The organism is Duganella fentianensis, from assembly GCF_964031615.1.
GTDB classification, from domain to species: domain Bacteria; phylum Pseudomonadota; class Gammaproteobacteria; order Burkholderiales; family Burkholderiaceae_D; genus Rugamonas; species Rugamonas fentianensis_A.
Genome location: NZ_CAXIQN010000007.1, coordinates 34863 through 55247 on the forward strand (window position 1 = coordinate 34863; position 20385 = coordinate 55247).

At 63.8% G+C, this 20385-nt stretch carries 16 protein-coding genes; all 16 read left to right on the forward strand.

Translation table 11 applies throughout. The features are described from left to right. Nucleotides 1-140 precede the first annotated feature (140 nt). The 16 genes from ABNT42_RS04395 (at nt 141) to ABNT42_RS04470 (ending at nt 20381) form a co-directional block, all read left to right on the forward strand. Nucleotides 141-2057, forward strand: a complete 1917-nt coding sequence (locus ABNT42_RS04395; protein WP_348694541.1) for an adenylate/guanylate cyclase domain-containing protein — start codon at nt 141-143, stop codon at nt 2055-2057. Continuing rightward, nucleotides 2054-3277, forward strand: a complete 1224-nt coding sequence (locus ABNT42_RS04400; RefSeq protein ID WP_348694544.1) for a bacterial transcriptional activator domain-containing protein — start codon at nt 2054-2056, stop codon at nt 3275-3277. Before ABNT42_RS04395 ends, ABNT42_RS04400 begins: the two co-directional genes overlap by 4 nt. A 69-nt stretch (nt 3278-3346) precedes the next feature. Continuing rightward, nucleotides 3347-4129: a Crp/Fnr family transcriptional regulator gene (locus ABNT42_RS04405; protein WP_348694546.1), complete on the forward strand. Its 783-nt coding sequence runs from the start codon at nt 3347-3349 to the stop codon at nt 4127-4129. A gap of 148 nt (nt 4130-4277) precedes the next feature. After that, nucleotides 4278-5075: an ABC transporter permease gene (locus tag ABNT42_RS04410; protein ID WP_348694654.1), complete on the forward strand. Its 798-nt coding sequence runs from the start codon at nt 4278-4280 to the stop codon at nt 5073-5075. Beyond that, entirely contained in the window at nt 5075-6349 is a 1275-nt protein-coding gene (locus tag ABNT42_RS04415; protein ID WP_348694549.1) for an ABC transporter ATP-binding protein, read from the forward strand. Before ABNT42_RS04410 ends, ABNT42_RS04415 begins: the two co-directional genes overlap by 1 nt. Nucleotides 6350-6392: 43 nt before the next feature. Continuing rightward, complete coding sequence (locus ABNT42_RS04420) at nt 6393-7454, forward strand: FkbM family methyltransferase (RefSeq protein ID WP_348694551.1); 1062 nt, start codon at nt 6393-6395, stop codon at nt 7452-7454. Nucleotides 7455-7462: 8 nt separating this feature from the next. Then, on the forward strand, nt 7463-8764 hold the full coding sequence (locus ABNT42_RS04425) for an FkbM family methyltransferase (protein WP_348694554.1): 1302 nt from the start codon (nt 7463-7465) through the stop codon (nt 8762-8764). Between the two features lie 2 nt (nt 8765-8766). Beyond that, nucleotides 8767-13080: a glycosyltransferase gene (locus ABNT42_RS04430; protein ID WP_348694557.1), complete on the forward strand. Its 4314-nt coding sequence runs from the start codon at nt 8767-8769 to the stop codon at nt 13078-13080. 17 nt (nt 13081-13097) lie between these two features. After that, complete coding sequence (locus ABNT42_RS04435) at nt 13098-14192, forward strand: glycosyltransferase family 2 protein (RefSeq protein WP_348694560.1); 1095 nt, start codon at nt 13098-13100, stop codon at nt 14190-14192. Beyond that, nucleotides 14185-14553, forward strand: a complete 369-nt coding sequence (locus ABNT42_RS04440) for a GtrA family protein (RefSeq protein ID WP_348694562.1) — start codon at nt 14185-14187, stop codon at nt 14551-14553. The genes ABNT42_RS04435 and ABNT42_RS04440 overlap by 8 nt, the downstream gene beginning before the upstream one ends. Then, a complete protein-coding gene (locus ABNT42_RS04445) occupies nt 14550-15404 on the forward strand; it encodes a GNAT family N-acetyltransferase (protein ID WP_348694565.1) in 855 nt (284 codons plus the stop codon). The genes ABNT42_RS04440 and ABNT42_RS04445 overlap by 4 nt, the downstream gene beginning before the upstream one ends. Beyond that, complete coding sequence (locus ABNT42_RS04450) at nt 15394-16173, forward strand: PIG-L family deacetylase (RefSeq protein WP_348694568.1); 780 nt, start codon at nt 15394-15396, stop codon at nt 16171-16173. Before ABNT42_RS04445 ends, ABNT42_RS04450 begins: the two co-directional genes overlap by 11 nt. Before the next feature lie 95 nt (nt 16174-16268). After that, complete coding sequence (locus ABNT42_RS04455) at nt 16269-18335, forward strand: hypothetical protein (protein WP_348694570.1); 2067 nt, start codon at nt 16269-16271, stop codon at nt 18333-18335. A gap of 24 nt (nt 18336-18359) precedes the next feature. After that, nucleotides 18360-19046 (forward strand): NAD-dependent epimerase/dehydratase family protein, encoded by a 687-nt coding sequence (locus ABNT42_RS04460; RefSeq protein ID WP_348694573.1) that lies wholly within the window; start codon nt 18360-18362, stop codon nt 19044-19046. After that, nucleotides 19036-19998 (forward strand): glycosyltransferase family 2 protein, encoded by a 963-nt coding sequence (locus ABNT42_RS04465; RefSeq protein WP_348694575.1) that lies wholly within the window; start codon nt 19036-19038, stop codon nt 19996-19998. Before ABNT42_RS04460 ends, ABNT42_RS04465 begins: the two co-directional genes overlap by 11 nt. Continuing rightward, the gene (locus tag ABNT42_RS04470) at nt 19995-20381 is read left to right on the forward strand and encodes a GtrA family protein (protein WP_348694578.1); all 387 of its coding nucleotides are present in this window, start codon (nt 19995-19997) and stop codon (nt 20379-20381) included. The genes ABNT42_RS04465 and ABNT42_RS04470 overlap by 4 nt, the downstream gene beginning before the upstream one ends. The last annotated feature ends 4 nt before the right edge of the window (nt 20382-20385 follow it).

A 20385-nucleotide genomic window follows, 5' to 3' on the forward strand; every position in this document is an offset into this window, starting at 1 on the left:
TTATTCCGATCATCGTTACACTTTGTAGCAATGAAACGCCCAGTTAGACCACATCTCCCTCCCCCGGTTGACCGATGGCACGGGCAACGCGATATACTGGCCTATTGATCCGCTCTGGCTACCCTGCCTCCTGCCCTACTGTGCACGCCGAAACACCCGCCGCTCACGCCATTAACACCCCGCCTGCCCGCGCACGCCTGCTGCAGGGCAAGGTCAGGTACTGCATCACCGTGATAGCGCTGCTGCTGGCTGTACTGACCCAGTGGCTGGGCACAGATAGCCAGCCGTTTGCGCCCAACGAATGGCTGCGCGACCAGCTGATCGCTCTGCACAACACCGACGCGGCCGATCCTCGCATCCTAGTGGTAGATATCGACGAAGCCAGCCTGACCGCGCTGGGGCCGTGGCCATGGCCGCGCGACCGGCTGGCCGATCTGGCTGAAATTCTGCTGACCCGATATAGCGCGAACGGTGTGGCGTTCGACATCCTGCTGCCCGAAGCGGGCAGCCCTGACGGCGACCAGCGGCTGGCCTTGCTGGCCCAGCATTCCTCGCTAGTGCTGGCACAATCCTTCGATTACAGCACCACCCGTCCCCAGCCCCTGCGTGAAGGCCAGTTGGCGGCACCGTATCGGGGGCCCGCCCCTGCCGCCGTGCCCGCCACCGGCTATCTGGCCAACCATGCGGGACTGGCGCAGGCTCGCCATGTAGGCAATATCGGCTTTATCCCCGACGCCGACGGCGCGCTACGCCGGCTGCCCCTGTACACCAGCTTCGAGGGCAACTACTACCCCACGCTGACCTTGGCATTAATTCAATGTTGCAATAAAAAGACAGATTTGCCAGCCATCCAGCCAGCCTGGATGCGTATCGACTACCAGCGCGACTGGTCAGCCTATACGGTAGTGTCGGCCGCCGACATACTGGCCCAGCGCATCGATCCCGCCAGCGCCAGCGAGCGGCTGGTACTGGTGGGCTCCTCCTCGCTGGGCATCGGTGACCGCGTGACTACGCCGCTGGCCGCCAACCGGCCCGGCCTCGGGGTGCAGGCAGCCTTCCTTTCCACCCTGCTGGACTGGCAGAGCGGTAGCCGTGCGCCACGCTGGCCCGGTCGCTGGCTGGCGGCAGCCTATGCACTGGCAACCGTGCTAGGCCTGACGCTGGCACTACCACGGCTGGCCGCCATTACCAGCGTCACGCTGCTGGCGCTGTGCTCGCTGCTGTGGCTGCCGCTGGCCTATTTAATCAGCATCCATGACGCCGAATTTGCCACCACCGGCCCGCTGTTCACCAATCTGTTCCTGCTGGCGGTAGCCGTGCCCTACCAGTGGCAACTGACCCAGCGCCGCTCGCGCCATCTGCTCGACACCTTGCGCCAGTACGTGGCCCCGTCGGTCGTCACGGAACTGCTGCGCAGCGATCTGGCCGACCCGCTGCAGCCGCGCGCACTCGATGTGACCACGCTGATTGCCGATATGGAAGGCTATACCACCCAGGTGGAATCGCTGCCGGTAGAAGCAGCGGCCACGCTCACGCGCGACTTCCTCGACTGTTTAACGGGGCCCGTGATCAGCCATCAGGGCACGCTGGATAAATACACGGGAGATGGTCTGGTAGCATTCTGGGGCGCTCCCCTGCCGCAGCAGGAACATGCCGATTTGGCAATGGATGCGGCCTGTGCTATTGTACGCCGCGTGCAGGAATTCAGCCGACAGCGCGTCGCGGCCGGCTATCCTCCGCTCAGGGTCCGCATCGGAATAGAAAGCGGCCCGGCCATGGCCGGTGATTTTGGCACTAGCTTCCGCAGCATTTATACTGCCGTCGGCGACAGCGTCAACACGGCAGCGCGACTGGAGCAGGCTGCTCGCGAGTTCCCGCACGACATCATCGTGGGCGCCGGCACCGTAGCCAGAGCACGGCGCCACCGCTTCACCTTGCTGGGCGAACGCCGCTTGCGCGGCAAAGAACACCTAACGACTCTTTACACCACAGATCCAAGTATGACAGTTGCATCCCCTGACACTTCCGCCCAGCAACAGGCGGGGACCGGCACGTGAAACTGTCCGCCTACGCTTGCGCAGTTCTGCTGTTGCTGGGGCCTTTGCGGGGGCAGGCCGAAGAGGTTCCCGACCCCACGCAAGCGCTGTACAGGGAAGCGCTGCAATCGATTGCCGAAGGCCGCAAGAGCGACGCCAGCGAAGCGCTGGCACGGGTCATCGACCTGGAGCCGCTGCATGCGGGCGCCTGGCTGGAACTGGCCCTGCTGCAGTGCAGCCTGGGCCATGCCGATGAGGCGGAGCGGCTGTTCCGCGCCATCGAACAGCGCTTCGCGCCGCCACCGGGCATCCTCGAACTGATCAACAACACGCGCGCCCAGGGCTGCAACAACTGGCAGCCGCATAGCACTAGCGCGGTAACGCTGGGACGCGGCCTCGACCAGAACGTCAATCAGGGCGCCAGCACGGGCAGCTATCTGATCGGCCTGCCGGGCAGCCAGATCGAATTGCCGCTGTCCACCGACTTCCTGCCCAAGCACGACCAGTACAGTGCGCTGAGCGGCGAATACCTGCGCGATCTGACGCCCAACGGCACACTGGGCTTCGTGCAGGCCCAGCTGCGGCGCAACGACAATCTGCGCCAGTACGATAGCGCCTCCCTGTTCACGGGACTGGAAACTCCGTGGCAGTTCGGCCGCTGGGCCCTGCGCGGCACGGCCATGATGGGCTGGATTTCGCTGGGCAACCAGTACTACCAGCGCCAGACCCAGTTACAGGCCAGAGTGGGGCCGCCGCTGCCGTGGCCGTACGGCATACAGTTCCACCTGATGGCGGGGCTGAGCAAGGTCGATTACCTGACGCTGGACCATTTCAACACCCATAGCGGCGAACTGCGCGGCCAGTTCAACTACCGCAACGAACATGGCTCCGGCAGTTTCAGCTACGGTGTGGTGAACGAGCGCGCCCATGCCCTGCGTCCCGGTGGCGACCGCCACGGCGACCAGTTGCACCTGAACTGGCGCCAGCAGCTAGGCGCCGACCTCAGTGCCGATTTCGGCTTCAGCCGCCAGCACTGGCGCAGTGCTTCGGCCTATGCGCCCGGCATCATCGATCAAGTACGCGCGCAGCGTACCGACACCGTGCGCGCCGCTTTCAGCTACCCGCTGGGCAAGACCCAGTCGCTACAGCTGGAACTGCGCCAGACACGAAATCAGGAAAACATCTCTATCTTTCAGTACAATAGCCGGCAGTTACAACTCAACTGGCAATGGCAGAACTGAGTGGTGGCCCCATGGGTCAGCATACCTATCTGCCTACCTGCCTGCTCCGCCTAACCCGACTATTTGCGTATGACCTCGATGCCTCCTGCCGATACCGCCCCTAGCGCTGCCAGCACTGCGCCAGCCGACGATACCGTCCAGAGCGCACCGGCCGACGGTGCCAAGCGTCAGAACATCACCGTCCATCTGCGCAAGATTCCCCTGCTGGCCGAAGTGTCGGACGAAGACATCGCCCGCATCAAGCCGGAGCTGCGCATCCGCCGCTACGCCAAGCGCGAAGTGGTGCTGCACAAGGGCGGCAGCGGCGACGGCCTGCTGTTCCTGCTGTCAGGCCAGCTGCAAGTGATCGACGTGACGGAAGACGGCCGCGCGATCGGCCTGCGCATGCTGGCACCGGGCGATTTTTTCGGCGAAATCGCCCTGATCAACAATTCCACCCGCTCCGCCTCGGTGGTCGCCACTACCGAAGTACTGGTGGCCTTCCTGCCTGCGCCCACGGCCATGCACCTGTTTTCCCACTCGCCTTCGGTGGCGCGCCAGATGCTGCAGCACCTGGCCCAGAAGATCCAGCGCGATTCCGAGTTCCGCGCCCTGCTCAGCATCAATAACACGGCGCGCCGCATCTACACCTACCTGGTGCTGATGCAGAAGAAAAATCCCGATGGCACCGTGGTGGAAAACCTGCCCACCCATCAGGATATTGCCAACATGATCAACACCAGCCGCGAGACCGTGACGCGGGCGCTGCTCAGTCTGACCCAGCAGGGTATCGTGCAGAAAGACGCCCACAAGCTCAAGATTCTCGACCCGCAAGCACTGCAGAAACTGGTGCAGGGCGAAGCCGGCAACTAGCTGTGACAACTTGTAACCCGTTGCGGTTACAGCAAGCTGATACGGTATAATCCTGCCTTTATCATAATAGGCAACACGCCATTTCCGCGTCTGTGAAAACCTCGTTTAACGCCATGCCGAACGCGCTTTGCAGCGTGCTGCCACGCTGATGGCCGCGCTGATGTTACGTGCCGCGTGGTCCTACCGCGGCTTCATTGCGGGCAGCGTCAAACGCGAGTTTCAGGCCAAGTACGGCAATGCCGTGCTGGGCGCCATCTGGGCCATCCTCAATCCGCTCGCCATGATTCTGGTGTACACGGTGATCTTCGCCCAGATCATGCGCAGCAAACTGCCGGGCGTCGATTCGGTCTATGCCTACAGCATCTACCTGTGTGCCGGCATCCTCACCTGGGGTCTGTTTGCAGAAATCTGCAACCGCGCCCTCAACATGTTCATCGAGCAGGCCAATCTGCTCAAGAAAGTCAGTTTCCCGCGCATCTGCCTGCCTCTGATCGTGGTCAGTAGCGCAGTGCTCAATTTCGCCATCATCTTCGCCCTGTTCACCCTGTTCCTGCTCCTTTCGGGTAATTTCCCCGGCTGGAGCTATGCCGCCGTGCTGCCCCTGCTACTGCTACAGATCGCGCTGGCCATCGGTCTGGGCCTGATACTAGGCGTGCTCAATGTATTCTTCCGCGATACGGGGCAGCTGTTTGCCATCGTGCTGCAATTCTGGTTCTGGCTCACCCCCATCGTCTATAGCCCCGAAATCCTGCCGGCCGAAGTACGTGCCTGGCTGGTGTGGAACCCGATGGCACCGGTAATCGCCGGCTACCAGCGCATCTTCGTCAGCGGCCAGATGCCTGCGTGGGCCACGCTGTGGCCGAGCGCCGTACTGGCCCTGCTACTGTGCGCCGTCGGCCTGCAACTGTTCCGCCGCCGCGCGGGCGAACTGGTGGATGAACTGTAATGGGCAGCCTGCACGTAGAAGGACTGGGCAAGGCCTATAAAAAATATCCGACCCGCTGGAGCCGTCTGCTGGAATGGCTGCTGCCATGGCCACGTAAACGCCACCAGCTGCACTGGGTGCTGCGCGATGTCAGCTTCCGCATCGCCGCCGGTGAATCCGTCGGCCTGATCGGCATCAACGGCGCCGGCAAGAGCACCCTGCTGAAACTAATCACGGGCACCACCCAGCCTACCGCCGGCAGCGTGGGCGTACATGGCCGCGTGGCCGCTCTGCTGGAACTGGGCATGGGCTTCCATCCCGATTTCACGGGGCGCGAGAACGCCCTGATCGCCGGCCAGCTCATGGGGCTGAGCGTGGCCGAAGTCACCGCCCTGCTGCCCGACATACTGGCCTTTGCCGACATCGGCGAGTACATCGACCAGCCCGTGCGGGTCTATTCGAGCGGCATGCAGATGCGGCTGGCCTTCAGCGTCGCCACCTGCGTACGGCCCGACATTCTGATCGTGGATGAAGCGCTGGCCGTGGGTGACGTGTTCTTCCAGCAGAAATGCTTCGACCGTATCGCCGCCTACAAGCAGGCCGGCACCACCCTGCTGTTCGTCTCGCACAGCAGCGGCACCATCCTCAGCATCTGCGACCGCTGCCTGTTCCTGCGCAACGGCGTGCTGGCGTTCGACGGTGCACCGGTCGATGCCATCGACCTGTATCAGGCCGAACTGCTGGGGCGCAGTCCCGCTGCGGCAGCGCCGCCACCGGCCGAACTGCTGCATGCCAGCCATGCGCCCGAACTGGCCACTGTGCTGAGCGGCAAAGCCGGCAGCATTACCACCAGCGCGGCCGACTGCATAGGCGTACGCCTGTTCGACGCACAGGGACAGGAGCGCCAGTCGCTGGTAGCCGACCATTATGTGACGCTGCAGATCGACTACCGCATGCATAGCGCAGCAGCGGATCCGCACGTCGGCTTCAAACTGCGCAACCGCTATGGCAGCGTGATGTTCGAGACCAACACCTACTGCATGCACGAGAAGCCGGGACCGGTCGCGGCGGGCGCCATCCTCAGCGTGCGCTTCGTGCTGCCTATGCATCTGTTCCCCGACGAGTACACCATTACCGTAGGGCTGGGCGATGGCGGCTATGGCGAAGGCTCGTTCGAACAGGTACTGAACTATCTGACTGATGTCAGCAATTTTGTGGTGCTGACCAATCCGGACGCTATTATCTGGAGTGGCATGGTAAATCTGGCACCGCAACTGCATTTCACCAAGTCCTGACCGCGCGCCTGCCCGCCATGGCAACGCCGGCCAGACTCTTTACATGACGAGCACGATGACCGACAACCGTACGACCGATACAAACCTTATGCCGGCGGCGCAGGCCGAGGCACTGGTACACAGCCTCTATCACGGCATACTGGGGCGGCCGGCAGATCCCGTCGGTCTGGCGCACTGGAGCGCCCTGCTGCAAAACGGCGCGCCCGTGGCCGAGGTGGTGAACGCACTGGCCGGTTCCGATGAATGCCGTCAGCGGCTGGCCCGTGCCGGCCAGCTGCAGCAGCTGCAGCAGCACGTGCGCCAGCACGCCCCCGCCTTGCTGCAGCGGGCCCTGACCATCGTCGATATCGGCGCACAGGAACTGGAAGACGAACAGCACATCTACGCCCCCCTGACCGAGCAGCTGCCCTACCGCGTGATCGGTTTCGAACCGCTGCAGGACAAGATCGATGCAGCGCTGGCGCGTCATCCGGATGCCCCCCTGACGCTGTACCCGACCTTTATCGGCGACGGCCAGCCACACACCTTCCACATCAATAATTACGATGCCACTTCCTCGCTGCTGCCGCTCAACCAGCCGCTGACCGCCCAGCTGGTAGACCTGAGCCAGCTGGCCACGGTCCGCACGGAAACCGTCAGCACCAGCACGCTCGATAGCGTGCTGGCCGATACGCCGCGGGTGGACTTCCTCAAGCTCGACATCCAGGGTTTCGAGATGCCCGTGCTGGAACACGCCAGCGCCGTACTCCAGCGCACTAACGTGATTCACTGCGAAGTCTCGTTCGCGCCCATCTATGCACAGCAAGCCCTGTTCTCGCAAGTCGAAAGCCTGCTGCGCGCCGCCGGCTTCGACTTCATCGATTTCAGTTCGGAGTGCCGCTACGCCTACCACAACACGGCGCAGCAGCAGGGCCGCGACCGGCTGGGCTGGGGCGACGCCATCTTCTTCCGCCGCGCCGAGCTGATCACCGACCACAATGACCTGCTGGCACAGAGCCTGATCGCACTGCTGGTGTATGGCAAGCCGACGCTGGCTGCCCGTCTGGCCGAACAGGCCGAAGCGCTGGGTGCGCAGGGTCTGACGGCGCTGTTCACTCCTACCTGAAGCGTGCCATGAGCTTTATTTCCTACGCCCAGAATTACGAAGACGTGCTGCTATGGCGCGCGCTCCAGCATGTGCCGAACGGTTTCTACATCGACGTAGGCGCGAATGATCCGGAACTGCACTCGGTCACCAAAGCGTTTTACGACGCCGGCTGGCGCGGCATCAATATCGAACCCATGCCCTCGTATGGCGCAGCGTTCCGCGAGCAGCGCCCGCGCGACATCAATCTGAACGTGGCGGCCGGCGCCAGCAGCGGCAGCATCACCCTGTTCGATGTGCCGGACGTGAACGGCTGGGCTTCCACCGATGCCGAAGTAGCGGCCAATCACCGCGCCCACGGCCACGCTGTGGTCGAGCACACGGTACCGCTGCTGACGCTGACGGAGATCTGCCGCCAGCATGTCACCGGCCCTGTGCACTTCCTCAAAGTGGACGTAGAAGGCTTCGAGGCCGATGTCCTGCGCGGTATGGACTTCAGCCTGTGCCGGCCATGGATCGTGGTGGTGGAAGCCATCATGCCGAATAGCCGCGACAGCAACCACCTGCAATGGGAACATCTGGTGACCGATCACCAGTATCGCTTCGTCTGGTTCGATGGTCTGAACCGCTATTACGTGGCGGCAGAACATGCCGAACTGGCCCAGCACCTGCAAGTACAGCCGAATGTCTTCGATGACTACCTGACGCATCATCTGGACAAGGCCTGGCAGCGCGGCAAAACGCTGGACCGGCAACTGAAACGTGCGTGGGAAGTCAGCGTCGAAGCGGACCAGCGTGCCCGCGTGCTGGAACAGACACTCACCGACACCACGGCGCGGCTGGAAGAGCGCGCCCAGCAGCTCACTTTGCAAACCCTGCAACTGCAGGCCGACTTACGACAGGCCGAAGCCACCGTGCGTCAGCTGGAAGGCAATCTGCACCAGACTGCTGCGTGGGGCAAGGATCTGGAACAGCGCCTGCTGGCCGTGTATGCCAGCAGCTCGTGGCGCATTACCGCACCGCTGCGCTTGCTCATGCGCCGTGGCGATAACAGCCTGCCGAATCTGGCAAAACGTGCTGTGCGTGGCGCCATCCGCCGCGCCGTACGCTGGCTTACCACGCGCGAAACGCTGCGCCGCGCCCTGCTGCCCATCATCGTGCGCTCGCCTTTCCTGAGCCGCATCGTCAGCCGCAGCCTGCATGTGATCAAACAGGGTGGTGGCCCTGCCGCCGGCGCTGCCGACGTGCCGCATCTGCAACGCGAACTGCCACGCTCGGCGCGCAAGGTACTCGATGACCTGCGCCGCGCACAAAACAAGGGACAACACTAAGTATGCGTCTGGTTATCGATTTACAAGCCTGCCAGAACGGCGCCGCCCGCAATCCGCAAGCCATCGTCACGCTGGCGCAGGCACTGGCCCGCAGCGCAGCCGGCCGCGCACAGGCGCATAGCCTGATCATCGCGCTCGACGAGCGCCACAGCGACAGTCTCGATGCGCTGCGCCATGCCCTGAGTGCCTTGCCACTGGAACTGCGCAGCTACCGCACACCGGCCGGCAACGGCTGGGCCCAGCAGGCCGCGCCGCTGGTGCGCGACGGTTTTCTCGCCAGCCTGAATCCCGATGTGCTGCTGCTTCCGGGGCTATTCGATCTGGCGCTCAACGATACCCTGTATGGTGCCGCACCACAGGGAGCGCTAATGGTCTACACGCTGGCCGCCGGCACGCAGGAGCACACGCTGCCGGAAGCCCAGCAGCAATGCCTGCGCGATGCCGCACTGGTCTTGCGCGATGACGTCTACGAGCAGCCGGAGCAGGCTGCGCCAGCCCTGTGGGCCACGCTGGAAATGGCCGTGGCACGGCGCGCTGAAAAAGCCGCTGCACAATCGGCTAGCAGCAGCGCGACACAGCGCAATGGCGCGAGCCGTCCCGCACTGGCGTATATTTCGCCGCTGCCTCCGGAAAAATCCGGCATCGCCGACTACAGCGTCGAACTGATCGCCGAACTGGAACCCTATTACGACCTCACGCTGGTGGTTTCGGATGCCGCCTATGACGGCGTAGCGGCCACAGCGCTGGGCCAGCGCCTGCCGCTGCTCACGCCTGCCCGGTTCAGCGCACAGGCCGAGCGCTTTACCCGCCGGCTCTACCACTTCGGTAACTCCAACGCCCACCAGTATATGTTCCCGTTGCTGGAACAGTATCCGGGCATGGTGGTGCTGCACGACTTCTTCCTCAGCGGCGTGATCGACAATATGCAGCGCGACGGCGTGCAGCCGCTGGCCTATTTCGAAGCGCTGTATGCTTCGCATGGTCATACCGGCCTGCTGGCGCACAAAGAGCTGGGGCACAACCCGTCGATCTGGGCCATGCCGTCGAATAAATCAGTGCTCGATCAGGCCAGCGGCGTGATCGTGCATTCCGATTTCTCGCGCACGCTGGCGCAGCAATGGTATGGCGCCGATTATGCCGAACAGTGGCACACCCTGCCCCTGCTGCGCGGCCTGCCCGCTGCACTGGCACAGCAGACGCCCGAACAGAACCGTGCCGCCGCGCGGCGCCAGCTCGGCATCGCCGACGATACTTACCTCGTGACCAGCTTCGGTATGCTGGGCCCCACCAAGCTCAATCACCGCCTGCTCGATGCCTTCCTCGCTTCGCCACTGGCGCAGCAGGCCAACTGCCAGATGGTGTTCGTGGGCGAGAACGAAGCGGGCCAGTACGGCGCCGAACTACAGCAGCAGATCGCCAGCGCCAATTGCGCGGCCAGCATCCGCATCACCGGTTTTGTCAGCGCCGACGACTACCAGCACTATCTGGCCGCCAGCGACACCGCCGTACAACTGCGCACCCAGACCCGTGGCGAGACTTCTGCCTCCGTGCTGGACTGCCTGCTGCATGGTGTGCCCACCATCATCAACGCGCACGGTGCTGCCGCCACCTTGCCGGACGAGGTGCTGGTCAAGCTGCCCGACCTGTTCGACGACGGCGCGCTGACTGCCGCACTGAGCGATCTGCATGCCAGCGCCAGCCGCCGCGCCACACTGGCCGCTGCCGGCCGCGCTCACGTACAGCAGCACCACGCACCGGCCGAAGTCGGCCGCCAGTACCATGCCGCAATCGAGCAGATCACCCGCCACAGCAGCGCCAGCCACTACCAGCAACTGATCGACGCGCTGAGCGCCCTGCCCGGCAAAGCGCCCGATGAAGCGCAACTGATGGCAGCGGCTAGCGCCATTGCCGCCAACCAGCCAGCCAGCGCGCCGCGCCAACTGCTGGTAGATATTTCGGCACTGGTGCAGGTCGATCACAAGACCGGCATTCAGCGCGTGGTACGCAGCATCCTGCTGGCACTGATCAAGGCACCGCCGGCAGGCTATCGCGTCGAACCCGTGTACGGCGAAGGCGGCAACCGCAGCTACCGCTACGCACGCAGCTTCACCACGGCCATGCTGGGCGTGCAGTCGCCGCAACTGGAAGATGCCCCCATCGAAGCCCGCCCCGGTGATCTGTTCCTCGGTCTCGATCTAGCTTCCAACAGCACCACCCAGAACGAGCCGCAACTGCTGGCACTGCGCCGGCACGGTGTGGCAGTTTGGTTTGTGGTGTACGACCTGCTGCCCGTGCTGCGGCCAGAATGCTTTGTCTACGGCGCAGAAAAATACTATAGCGACTATCTCGACACCATCACCTACGCGGCCGACGGCATCGTCACCATTTCGCGCGCCGTGTCCGATGAACTGGCGGCATGGCTGGCTGCGCGACCGAATCGCCGTCAGGCCCCGCTCAAACTCAGCTACTTCCATCTGGGTGCCGACATCGATGCCAGTGCGCCTAGTACCGGCCTGCCCGCCAACGCCGAGCAGGTACTGGCGGCGCTGAAGGCGGCGCCGACGCTGCTGCTGGTCGGTACGCTGGAACCGCGCAAAGGTCAGGCGCAGGCGCTGGCTGCACTGGAACTGCTGTGGCAGAAAGGCGTGGCCGTGAATCTGGTCATCGTCGGCAAGAACGGCTGGCTGGTCGATGCGCTGGCCAAAAAGCTGGAAGAACACCCGCAGCGCGAACAGCGTCTGTTCTGGCTACCCGGCGTGTCCGACCAGATGCTGCAGCAGCTGTATCAGGGCTGTGCTGCCCTGCTGGCCCCCTCGGAAGGCGAAGGCTTTGGCCTGCCGCTGATCGAAGCGGCCCAGCACCAGCTGCCCATCATTGCACGCGGCATCCCCGTGTTCCGCGAAGTGGCAGGTGAGCACGCCTACTACTTCGAGGGCAAGGAGCCGCAGGCACTGGCCGACGCCATCGAACAATGGCTGGTGCTGCACGCCGAAGGCAAAGCGCCGCCATCGCGCAACCTGCCATGGCTGACATGGGCGCAGAGCGCCCAGCAGCTGATGGAAGCCACCGTGCATGGCCACTGCTACACCAGCGTAGCAGCCGATGGTATCGCCCCGCAGTTGCTGGTCGATGTATCGGCGATTGCCCGCGAAGATCTGAAGACGGGCATCCAGCGCGTGGTGCGCGCCCAGCTGGCCGAACTGCTGGCGCAACACAGCACGCAGTATCAGGTGCTGCCGGTCTACCTGAGCGACGAAGGCGGCCGCTGGCACTACTGCTACGCACGGCGCTATCTGCATACGCTGGCTGGCACCGACAGCTATGGCGTGGTTGACGAAGAAGTCAAAGTGCGCGCCGGCGATGTGTTCTACAGTCCCGATTTCTATCCGGGTGCGGTCACCGAAGCAGCCCGCACCGGTCTTTACCAACGCTGGCGCGCGGCCGGCGTCAGCGTGAATTTCCTGATTCACGATCTGCTGCCCGTGCTGCGTCCCGAGTTCTTCCCCGGCCGCGTCGACGACGTGTTCGAAAAATGGCTGCATACGGTCACCAGCAATAGCGACCGCCTGCTGTGCATCAGCGGCGCCGTGGCCGACGAAACCCGTAGATGGCTGCGCCAGCATGCCCCGCAACGTGCCGTACCGCAGTTCGCCGTGCTGCACCATGGTGCCGACATCGCCGCCTCCAAGCCCAGCACCGGCCTGCCCGATGATGCAGCGACCGTGCTGGCCGATATCCGCTCCGTGCCCAGCTTCCTGATGGTGGGCACCATCGAGCCACGTAAAGGCCATCTGCAGGCGCTCGACGCCTTCGAGCAGCTATGGGCTGCCGGCATCGACGTACGGCTAGTCATCGTCGGCGGCGAAGGCTGGAAAGGCCTGCCGGACAGCCAGCGCCGTACCATACCGGCCATCATGACGCGCCTGCGCAACCACCCGCAACTGGGCCAGCGCCTGCACTGGCTGCAGGGCATCAGCGACGAATATCTGGAGCAGGTGTACCAGCACTGCGCCTGCCTGCTGTTCCCTAGCGAGGGCGAAGGTTTCGGCCTGCCGCTGATCGAAGCGGCACGCCACGATATGCCGCTGCTGACGCGCGACATTCCCGTGTTCCGCGAAATCGCCGGCGATCATGCCCAGTACTTCAGCGGCGAGACTGGCGCTGCGCTGGCCGCAGCCGTACAGGAATGGCTGCGCCTGCGCGCGGCCGGCCAGACGATAGTCTCGAGTGCCATGCCATGGCATACCTGGGCCGATAACGCCCGCCACCTGACCAGCATCCTGTTCGCCGATGCGGCACAGCCGGATCAACCCTAGCCCGCATGACTACTTCTATGCCCTCCTCTAATACCGTCGCCCGCGTTGCGGTCGTCATCCCCAGCTACAAGGTCACGCGTCACATTCTGGGCGTGATCGCTGCCATCGGCCCCGAGGTCGAACGCATCTACGTGGTGGATGACCGCTGCCCCGACCTGTCCGGCCATTTCGTACGCAGCCAGTGCAGCGATGATCGCGTGGTGGTGCTGGAAAATGCCGTCAACTGCGGCGTGGGCGGCGCCGTCATGGCCGGCTATCGGGCAGCCATTGCCGACGGCATGGACATCATGGTCAAGATCGATGGCGATGGCCAGATGGACCCGTCGCTGATCCCCGATTTCATCGGCCCGATCCTGTCCGGCGAAGCCGACTACACCAAGGGCAACCGCTTCTACGATCTGGAGCAGATCGGCGCCATGCCGCCGCTGCGCCTGTTCGGCAATGCCGTACTGTCGCTGCTGACCAAACTGTCGTCCGGCTACTGGCATCTGTTCGACCCGACTAATGGCTACACGGCGATCCACGTCGAAGCGGCGCGCCATCTGCCGTTCGACAAGATCAGCCAGCGCTATTTCTTCGAGACGGACATGCTGTTCCGCCTGAATACCCTGCATGCCGTTGTGGCCGATGTGCCGATGGATGCCGTGTATGGCGACGAAGTGAGCAACCTGAAAATCTCCAAGATCGTCACCGAGTTCATGGCCAAGCACGCGCGCAACTTCATCAAGCGGCTGTTCTACAACTACTACCTGCGTAATATGTCGCTGGCCTCGATCGAGCTGCCACTGGGTCTGCTGATGATAGTCTCCGGCCTAGGCTATGGCATCTGGCACTGGGCCGATTCGGCGCGTGCCGGCGTCGGCACGCCAGCCGGCACGGTGATGCTGGCGGCACTGCCACTGCTGATGGGCGTGCAGCTGGTGCTAGCCTTCCTCGCCTACGACATCGCCAGCGTGCCGCGCCAGCCGCTGCAGCGCAAGCTGTTCCGCCGCCGCGCCCTGCGCGCCAGCACGGCGCCCGCAAGCACGGTACCTGCCAGTGCGGACACGGACAGCGCGCCGCCAGCAAATCTGCCTGCACCGGACCACAACGCAGGCCAGAACCATGACTGAGCGCGTGCCTCGCTTCGTCATCTTCGTGCTGGGCGGCCTGCTGTGCGCCGCGCTCGACGTCGGCCTGATGCAGCTACTGCTATGGCAGGGCTGCAGCGCACTGCTGGCCACTTCAGGCGGCTTTCTGGCCGGCCTGCTACTGAACTACGCTTTCCACGCCCGCGTCACCTTCGGCCGCCTGACCTCCTCCGGCAGCTTTGTGCGTTTTCTCTGCGTGGTAGCAATCAACTATATGATCACGGTAGCGCTGGTCAATCTGGCTATCGCACTGGGTTTCCCTCCACTGGCCGGCAAGATCGTTTCGCTGCCGGTGGTGGCTGTTAATGGTTTCCTGCTCAGCAAGCACTGGATATTCAAGTGATTACATTCGCCAACGTCGAGACCACCCCTGTCGCACTCGAGCGCTATCGCGCCCTGTTTACGGCCTGCTTCCCTGCTGGCGCCTCGGAGCGCTTTACACCCGAATATCTGGAATGGCTATACCGCGCCAATCCGGACGGCCGCGTGGTGGGCTTCGACGCCTGGGATGGCGATACGCTGGCAGCCCACTATGTATGCCTGCCGGCACAGGCGCGCTTCGAAGGTCAGCTGATCCGCGTACTGCTGTCGCTAAACACCGCCACCCATCCCGACTATCAGGGACAGGGACTATTCAGCCAGCTCGCGCACATGTGCTACGACGCCGCCACCGCGCTGGGCTACGATGCCGTGTACGGTGTGGCCAATGCCAACAGCACACCGGGCTTCATCCGCAAGCTGGGCTTCCAGCTGGTGCGTCCGCTGGAAGCGCGCGTAGGGCTAGGGCCCTTGCTGCGCAAGGCGAGCCAGCGCCAGCCTTCGTTCGAGCGCCACTGGAGCGCCGCCGCGCTGGCCTGGCGCTGCGCCAATCCGAATAACCCCGTTACGCGCCGCGCCGCCGGCACGGGCTGGCAGTTCTTTGCGCCCTCGCTCAGCACTATGCTGCCGGCCATCGCCACGCTCGACCATGCACCGGACGTGCCAGCCGTGGCCAGCGCCGGCTGGACTTCGCCCGCACGCCTGTTCATCGGGCTGGTGCCAGATGCCGAGCGGGCCTACTGGAACTATGTCAGCATCCCGCAACGCTTGCGACCTTCGCCGCTCAACCTGATTTTCAAGCCCCTGTCGGCACGGGTAGCGCGGCTCGATCCGGCACGAATCCGTTTCAGCTTCCTCGATTTCGATGCCTACTAAGCCACAGCGCGCACTGTTCCTGTTCGCCCATCAGGACGACGAATACGGCGTGTACGCCGCCATCGCCGACTGCGTGCAGCGCGGACTGGCGGTGCAGTGCGCCTATTTCACCTGCGCAGCCGGCGCACTGGCACAGCAGCGCAATCAGGAATCGCTGGCCGTGCTGGCACGGCTAGGTGTTCCGGCCAGTGCCGTGCATTTCGCCGGCGACCAACTGGCAATACCCGATGCCAGCCTGCCGCAGCATCTGGCGCAAGCTGCCGACTGGATCGAGCAATGGCTGCTGCAAGGAGCCGATCGCGCCGCTGCCAGCATAGACAGCATCTACGTCACTGCATGGGAAGGCGGCCACCATGACCACGACGCGCTGCACGCCATCACCTGCGAGATCGCCGCGCGCCACGGCCTGCTGGAGCGGGTGCAGCAATATGCGCTGTACAACGCGCTGGGCTGCCCGGCACCACTGTTCCGCGTGCTGTCGCCACTGACGCAGAATGGCGCCGTTACGCGCCAGCGCCTGCCGTGGCGCCAGCGCTGGCAGCATCTGCGCCTGTGCCTGATGTATCCGTCCCAGCGCAATACATGGATAGGTCTGTTCCCCTTCGTTCTGCTGCATTACTTGCTACGCGGCGAGCAGCAATTACAGGGCGTGGCACTGGCACGCCTGCAGCAGCGCCCGCACGCTGGTGCGCTGTACTACGAAAACCGGCGCTTCTACCGCTGGGAACAGTTACAGCAGGATCTGGCGCAGTGGCGCGCCAGCCGCTAGCACAGTCGATACCGCCGCTCCCTGCCGGCAGCAGAATTAGTTTATAAATAATATTGGTATAATTTAAAGTGTCCCGTCATCCATTCAGGTTTTTCATGTCTGCGCTGCGCCCTACCACGCCGGCTCCTTCCCACGTCGCGCCGCTACTCACGGCGCTGGCGCTGCTGGTGCTGTTCGTTCTGATCTGGCGTAATCAGGCAGCCTACCCGCTGATCTTCATGGACGAATGGAGCTACAGCAGCTTTGCCCGCCTGCAGCCGCTGGCCGAAGCCATCGTCCCCTCCTATCTGTATCTGGCCCTGTTCGGGCTGACCAACGCTTGCGGCGACGCCTTCCTGCAATGCACCCGTATCGGCAATGCTGTGCTGCTGGTAGGCGCCGTACCCTTCCTCTACCTGATCGGCCGGCGCTATTGCAGCGCCCAGCTAGCCGCTGCACTGGCGCTGCTGGCGGTACTGGCGCCGTTCAACAGCTACACCGTCTACTTCATGCCGGAAGCGACCTACTTCTTCGGCTTCAGTGTGCTCAGCTGGGCCGTGCTGGCACGTCATGGGCAGTGGCCCGATCTGGCCGTGGTCGCGCTGGGCGGCGCCCTGCTGGGCGCGCTCAGTCTGGTCAAAGTCCATGCGCTATTCCTCACGCCGGCGCTGCTGGCCTTCATCTGGTACTGCGGCTGGCGCCGTGGCGGCTGGCGCGTACTGCCTGTGCTGCTGCCCGCCAGCACCGTCATCACGCTGGCCAGCCTGCTGGCCGTCAAACTGGGCCTCGGTTATCTGCTAGCCGGCAAAGCGGGCCTCAGCCTGCTGGGCAGTTTCTACGGCGGCCACGCCAGCAATAGCTCCGGCTTTGCCCATCTGCTGCCCGTACTGGCCGCCGCATGGCATAGCCTGCAAGGCCACCTGCTAGGCCTCGTGCTGATGTATGCACTGCCCATGGCCGCCATGCTGACACTGGCCTGCAGCCCGAGCCAGCGCGCCGCCATTCCCGGCGCCTCCAGGCTCAATCTGTACACCGTGCTGATGCTGGGCGCGGCACTGGCCATGACGGTGGCTTACACGGGGTCGATCGCCAGCGCTGCAGCCGGCGAAGGCCAACGTATGCACCTGCGCTACTACGATTTCGTTTTCCCCCTGATGCTGCTCAGCTGCGCCGGCCTGCTGGCAGCGCCGGAAGCACGCCGCAGCATACGCCTGCTGTGGGCACTGCCACTCGCAGCCGCGCTATTGCTGGCGCAACTGTGGCTGCCTGCGCACTTCCACCCGTCCTTCATCGACGGTCCAGAACTGAGCGAGCCTATGCGCTGGGTGGGCTGGCTGCAACTGCCCTTGCTGCTGCTGTGGGTGCTGCGTCCCCGTCTGGCTCTACTGGGCTTCCTGCTGGTGCTCACACCGATCAACTGTGTGGTGGGCGAACTGCAGACCCGCACCATACTGAGCCACGCCGAACAGCCCAGCCCTTACGATCTGGCCGGCCGCTACGCCCATCAGGCACTGACGCCAGCCCAGCGTGCCAGCCTGAGTATCGCCGGTGCCGAAGTCCCCGGCATCTACCGCGCCATGTTCCATGTCGACCAGCGCGATGTGGGCATGGTGCGCCTGCAGCCGGGCGCCGCGCTGGAACTGACGCAGGCACCCGCCGACAGCGACTGGCTGCTGGTGGTGGGCGAGCACGCACTGCCGTCCCAGCTGACGGTACAGGGCAGCGGCCCCGGTTATGCACTACTGCGCCTGCCACCGCGCAGCAAGCTGCTGCACACCATCGAATTCAAACAGCCGGAGCGCAGCCTACTGGCTGCCAGCAAAGGCCTCGGTGACGCCGAACACTGGGGCAGCTGGACGCTGGGTGAAAAGGTAGAACTGCAGTTTGCCCAGCCACTGCCCAAGCGCCTGACCATACAGCTGCGCGGCCACGCCTACGGCCCGAATGTGGGCGCCGCCGTCATCGCCCGCGTCGGTACCCAGCAACAGAGCTTCCGCCTGAACGCCAGCGATAGCGAACAGGATGTCACGCTGCAGTTCGATACGGACGGCCAGCAGCGTACCCTGCAACTGGATATTCCCCATCCCACCACCCCGCAATCGCAAGGTCAGGGCAATGACCCGCGTGCGCTGGGGCTGGGCCTGATCAACCTGCGCATTGCTGAACGCCCTGCCACTCCCTAGAACAGAAGTACCACAACAACACCTATGATTATTGGCAATGGCTTACTGGCGCAGGCTTGCGCGCCCCACTTCCGCGAGCGTCACGACGTACTGGTGTTCGCCTCCGGCGTCTCCAACTCGCGCGAAACCCGGGCCGAAGAATATGCGCGCGAACAGAGCATGCTGGAGGAAGCGCTCAAGCTCGACCTGTTCACCGTCTACTTCAGTAGCTGCTCGGTGCACGATGCCGAACTGGCACACACCCCTTACGTACAGCACAAACGGGCGATGGAAACACTGATCACGGCACGCAGCCGGCAGATGGCCATCATCCGTCTGCCGCAGGTAGTAGGCAGCACGCCCAACCCCTACACCCTGACCAACTACCTCAACGAACAGATCACCGAGGGCAAGCCGTTCCAGCTATGGCTGCGCGCATGGCGCAATCTGATCGACGTGGAAGATGTCGCCGCCATCGTCGCCCAGCTGATCGACCATCACTGGGCCGACGGCGTGATTACCAACGTGGCCTGCCCGTTTTCCGTGCCCGTGCCGGAACTCGTGCATACTTTCGAACAGGTGCTGGGCCAGCGTGCCAATTACACGGAAGTCGATGCGGGCGACCACTATCAGCTCGACGTCGAACTGTCGATGGCGGCAGCCCGCGCCATCGGCCTGGAATTCGGCCCCGATTACATCATTAACCTGATCCGCAAATACTATGGCCACTGAAACCTCCCTCGCCCTGTCGCTAGTCATCCCCGTGTACGGCAGCGAACTTGTGCTGCCGGAACTGGTGAGCCGCCTGCAGGATACGCTCGACAGCCTGCCGGCCATCCGTGGCAGCTACGAAGCCATCTTCGTGTGCGACTGCTCGCCTGACCGTAGCTGGCAGGTGTTGACCGAACTGGCGGCGCAATACCCGTGGGTGCGCGGCATCCACCTGCGCGTGAACGCTGGCCAGCACAATGCCATCATGGCCGGTCTGGCACGCGCCCGCGGCGCCATCATCGTCACCATGGACGACGATCTGCAGCACGCGCCATCCGATATTCCTACTCTGCTGGCCGAACTGGATAAAGGACGCGATGTGGTCTACGCCAGCTTCGCCCAGCGCCAGCACGCGGCATGGAAGCTGCTGGGCAGCCGCCTGAACGACAAGGTGGCCAGCTATCTGATGAAGAAACCCAAAGGCCTGTACCTGTCGCCATTCCGCGCCATGCGTGCCAGCATCGCGCGCGACGTGCTGCGCTATCAAGGGCCGTATGTATATGTGGATGGCCTGATCCTGTCAGCCACGCGCAATATAGGCAGCGTCACCGTGGCGCACCATGCGCGCTATGCGGGCGATAGCGGCTACAGCCTGAAAAAATCCATCTCGCTGTGGCTGAAAATGGCCACCAGCTTCTCCATCGTGCCGCTGCGTCTGACGTCGTTCGCCGGCATGGCCATGGCGGGGCTGGGCTTTGTGCTGGCCATCCTGCTGATCATCCAGAAATTCACGCTGGACCGCATGCCGATCGGCTGGTCTTCGCTGATCGTCACCGTACTGATTATCGGCGGCGTGCAACTGGTGGCGCTGGGCATGCTGGGCGAATATCTGGGCCGCGTGCTCCTCACCCTGAACGGCCGGCCCCAGTACGTCATCGGCGATACGGTCGGTCTGCCGGAGGAACGCGCATGATGCAGTTCCTGCTCTACTGCCTGTGCGGCGGGCTCGGTGTCTCGAGCGACTATCTGGTGTACCACTTCAGCATCGGCAATGGCATGTGGTATCAGGCCGCCAATGTGCTCGGCTATCTGACCGGCACGCTGGTCAGCTTCACGCTTAACCGCATCATCACTTTCCGCCAGCGCGACCGCGTGCTGCAGCGCCTCGCCCTGTTCCTCGGCGTTGCCACGGTGGGCTATACGGCATCGGCCGTACTTCTGTGGCTGCTGGTAGCGCAGGCCGGCCTCGATGCCCGTCTGGCCAAGCTGCTGACGCTGCCCATGGTGGTGGTGCTGCAGTTTGCGCTGAACCGCCGCTTTACTTTCCAGAGCGCGCAAGCCGCGCCTGCTAATTGATACC

Bases quoted from the DNA above. Each gene is read 5' to 3' on its own strand.
- ABNT42_RS04450 (WP_348694568.1), top strand. From the start codon at position 15,394: ATGCCTACTAAGCCACAGCGCGCACTGTTCCTGTTCGCCCATCAGGAC.
- ABNT42_RS04410 (WP_348694654.1), top strand. From the start codon at position 4,278: ATGGCCGCGCTGATGTTACGTGCCGCGTGGTCCTACCGCGGCTTCATT.
- ABNT42_RS04425 (WP_348694554.1), top strand. From the start codon at position 7,463: ATGAGCTTTATTTCCTACGCCCAGAATTACGAAGACGTGCTGCTATGG.
- ABNT42_RS04455 (WP_348694570.1), top strand. From the start codon at position 16,269: ATGTCTGCGCTGCGCCCTACCACGCCGGCTCCTTCCCACGTCGCGCCG.
- ABNT42_RS04435 (WP_348694560.1), top strand. From the start codon at position 13,098: ATGCCCTCCTCTAATACCGTCGCCCGCGTTGCGGTCGTCATCCCCAGC.
- ABNT42_RS04430 (WP_348694557.1), top strand. From the start codon at position 8,767: ATGCGTCTGGTTATCGATTTACAAGCCTGCCAGAACGGCGCCGCCCGC.
- ABNT42_RS04405 (WP_348694546.1), top strand. From the start codon at position 3,347: ATGACCTCGATGCCTCCTGCCGATACCGCCCCTAGCGCTGCCAGCACT.
- ABNT42_RS04415 (WP_348694549.1), top strand. From the start codon at position 5,075: ATGGGCAGCCTGCACGTAGAAGGACTGGGCAAGGCCTATAAAAAATAT.
- ABNT42_RS04465 (WP_348694575.1), top strand. From the start codon at position 19,036: ATGGCCACTGAAACCTCCCTCGCCCTGTCGCTAGTCATCCCCGTGTAC.
- ABNT42_RS04420 (WP_348694551.1), top strand. From the start codon at position 6,393: ATGACGAGCACGATGACCGACAACCGTACGACCGATACAAACCTTATG.
- ABNT42_RS04440 (WP_348694562.1), top strand. From the start codon at position 14,185: ATGACTGAGCGCGTGCCTCGCTTCGTCATCTTCGTGCTGGGCGGCCTG.
- ABNT42_RS04470 (WP_348694578.1), top strand. From the start codon at position 19,995: ATGATGCAGTTCCTGCTCTACTGCCTGTGCGGCGGGCTCGGTGTCTCG.
- ABNT42_RS04460 (WP_348694573.1), top strand. From the start codon at position 18,360: ATGATTATTGGCAATGGCTTACTGGCGCAGGCTTGCGCGCCCCACTTC.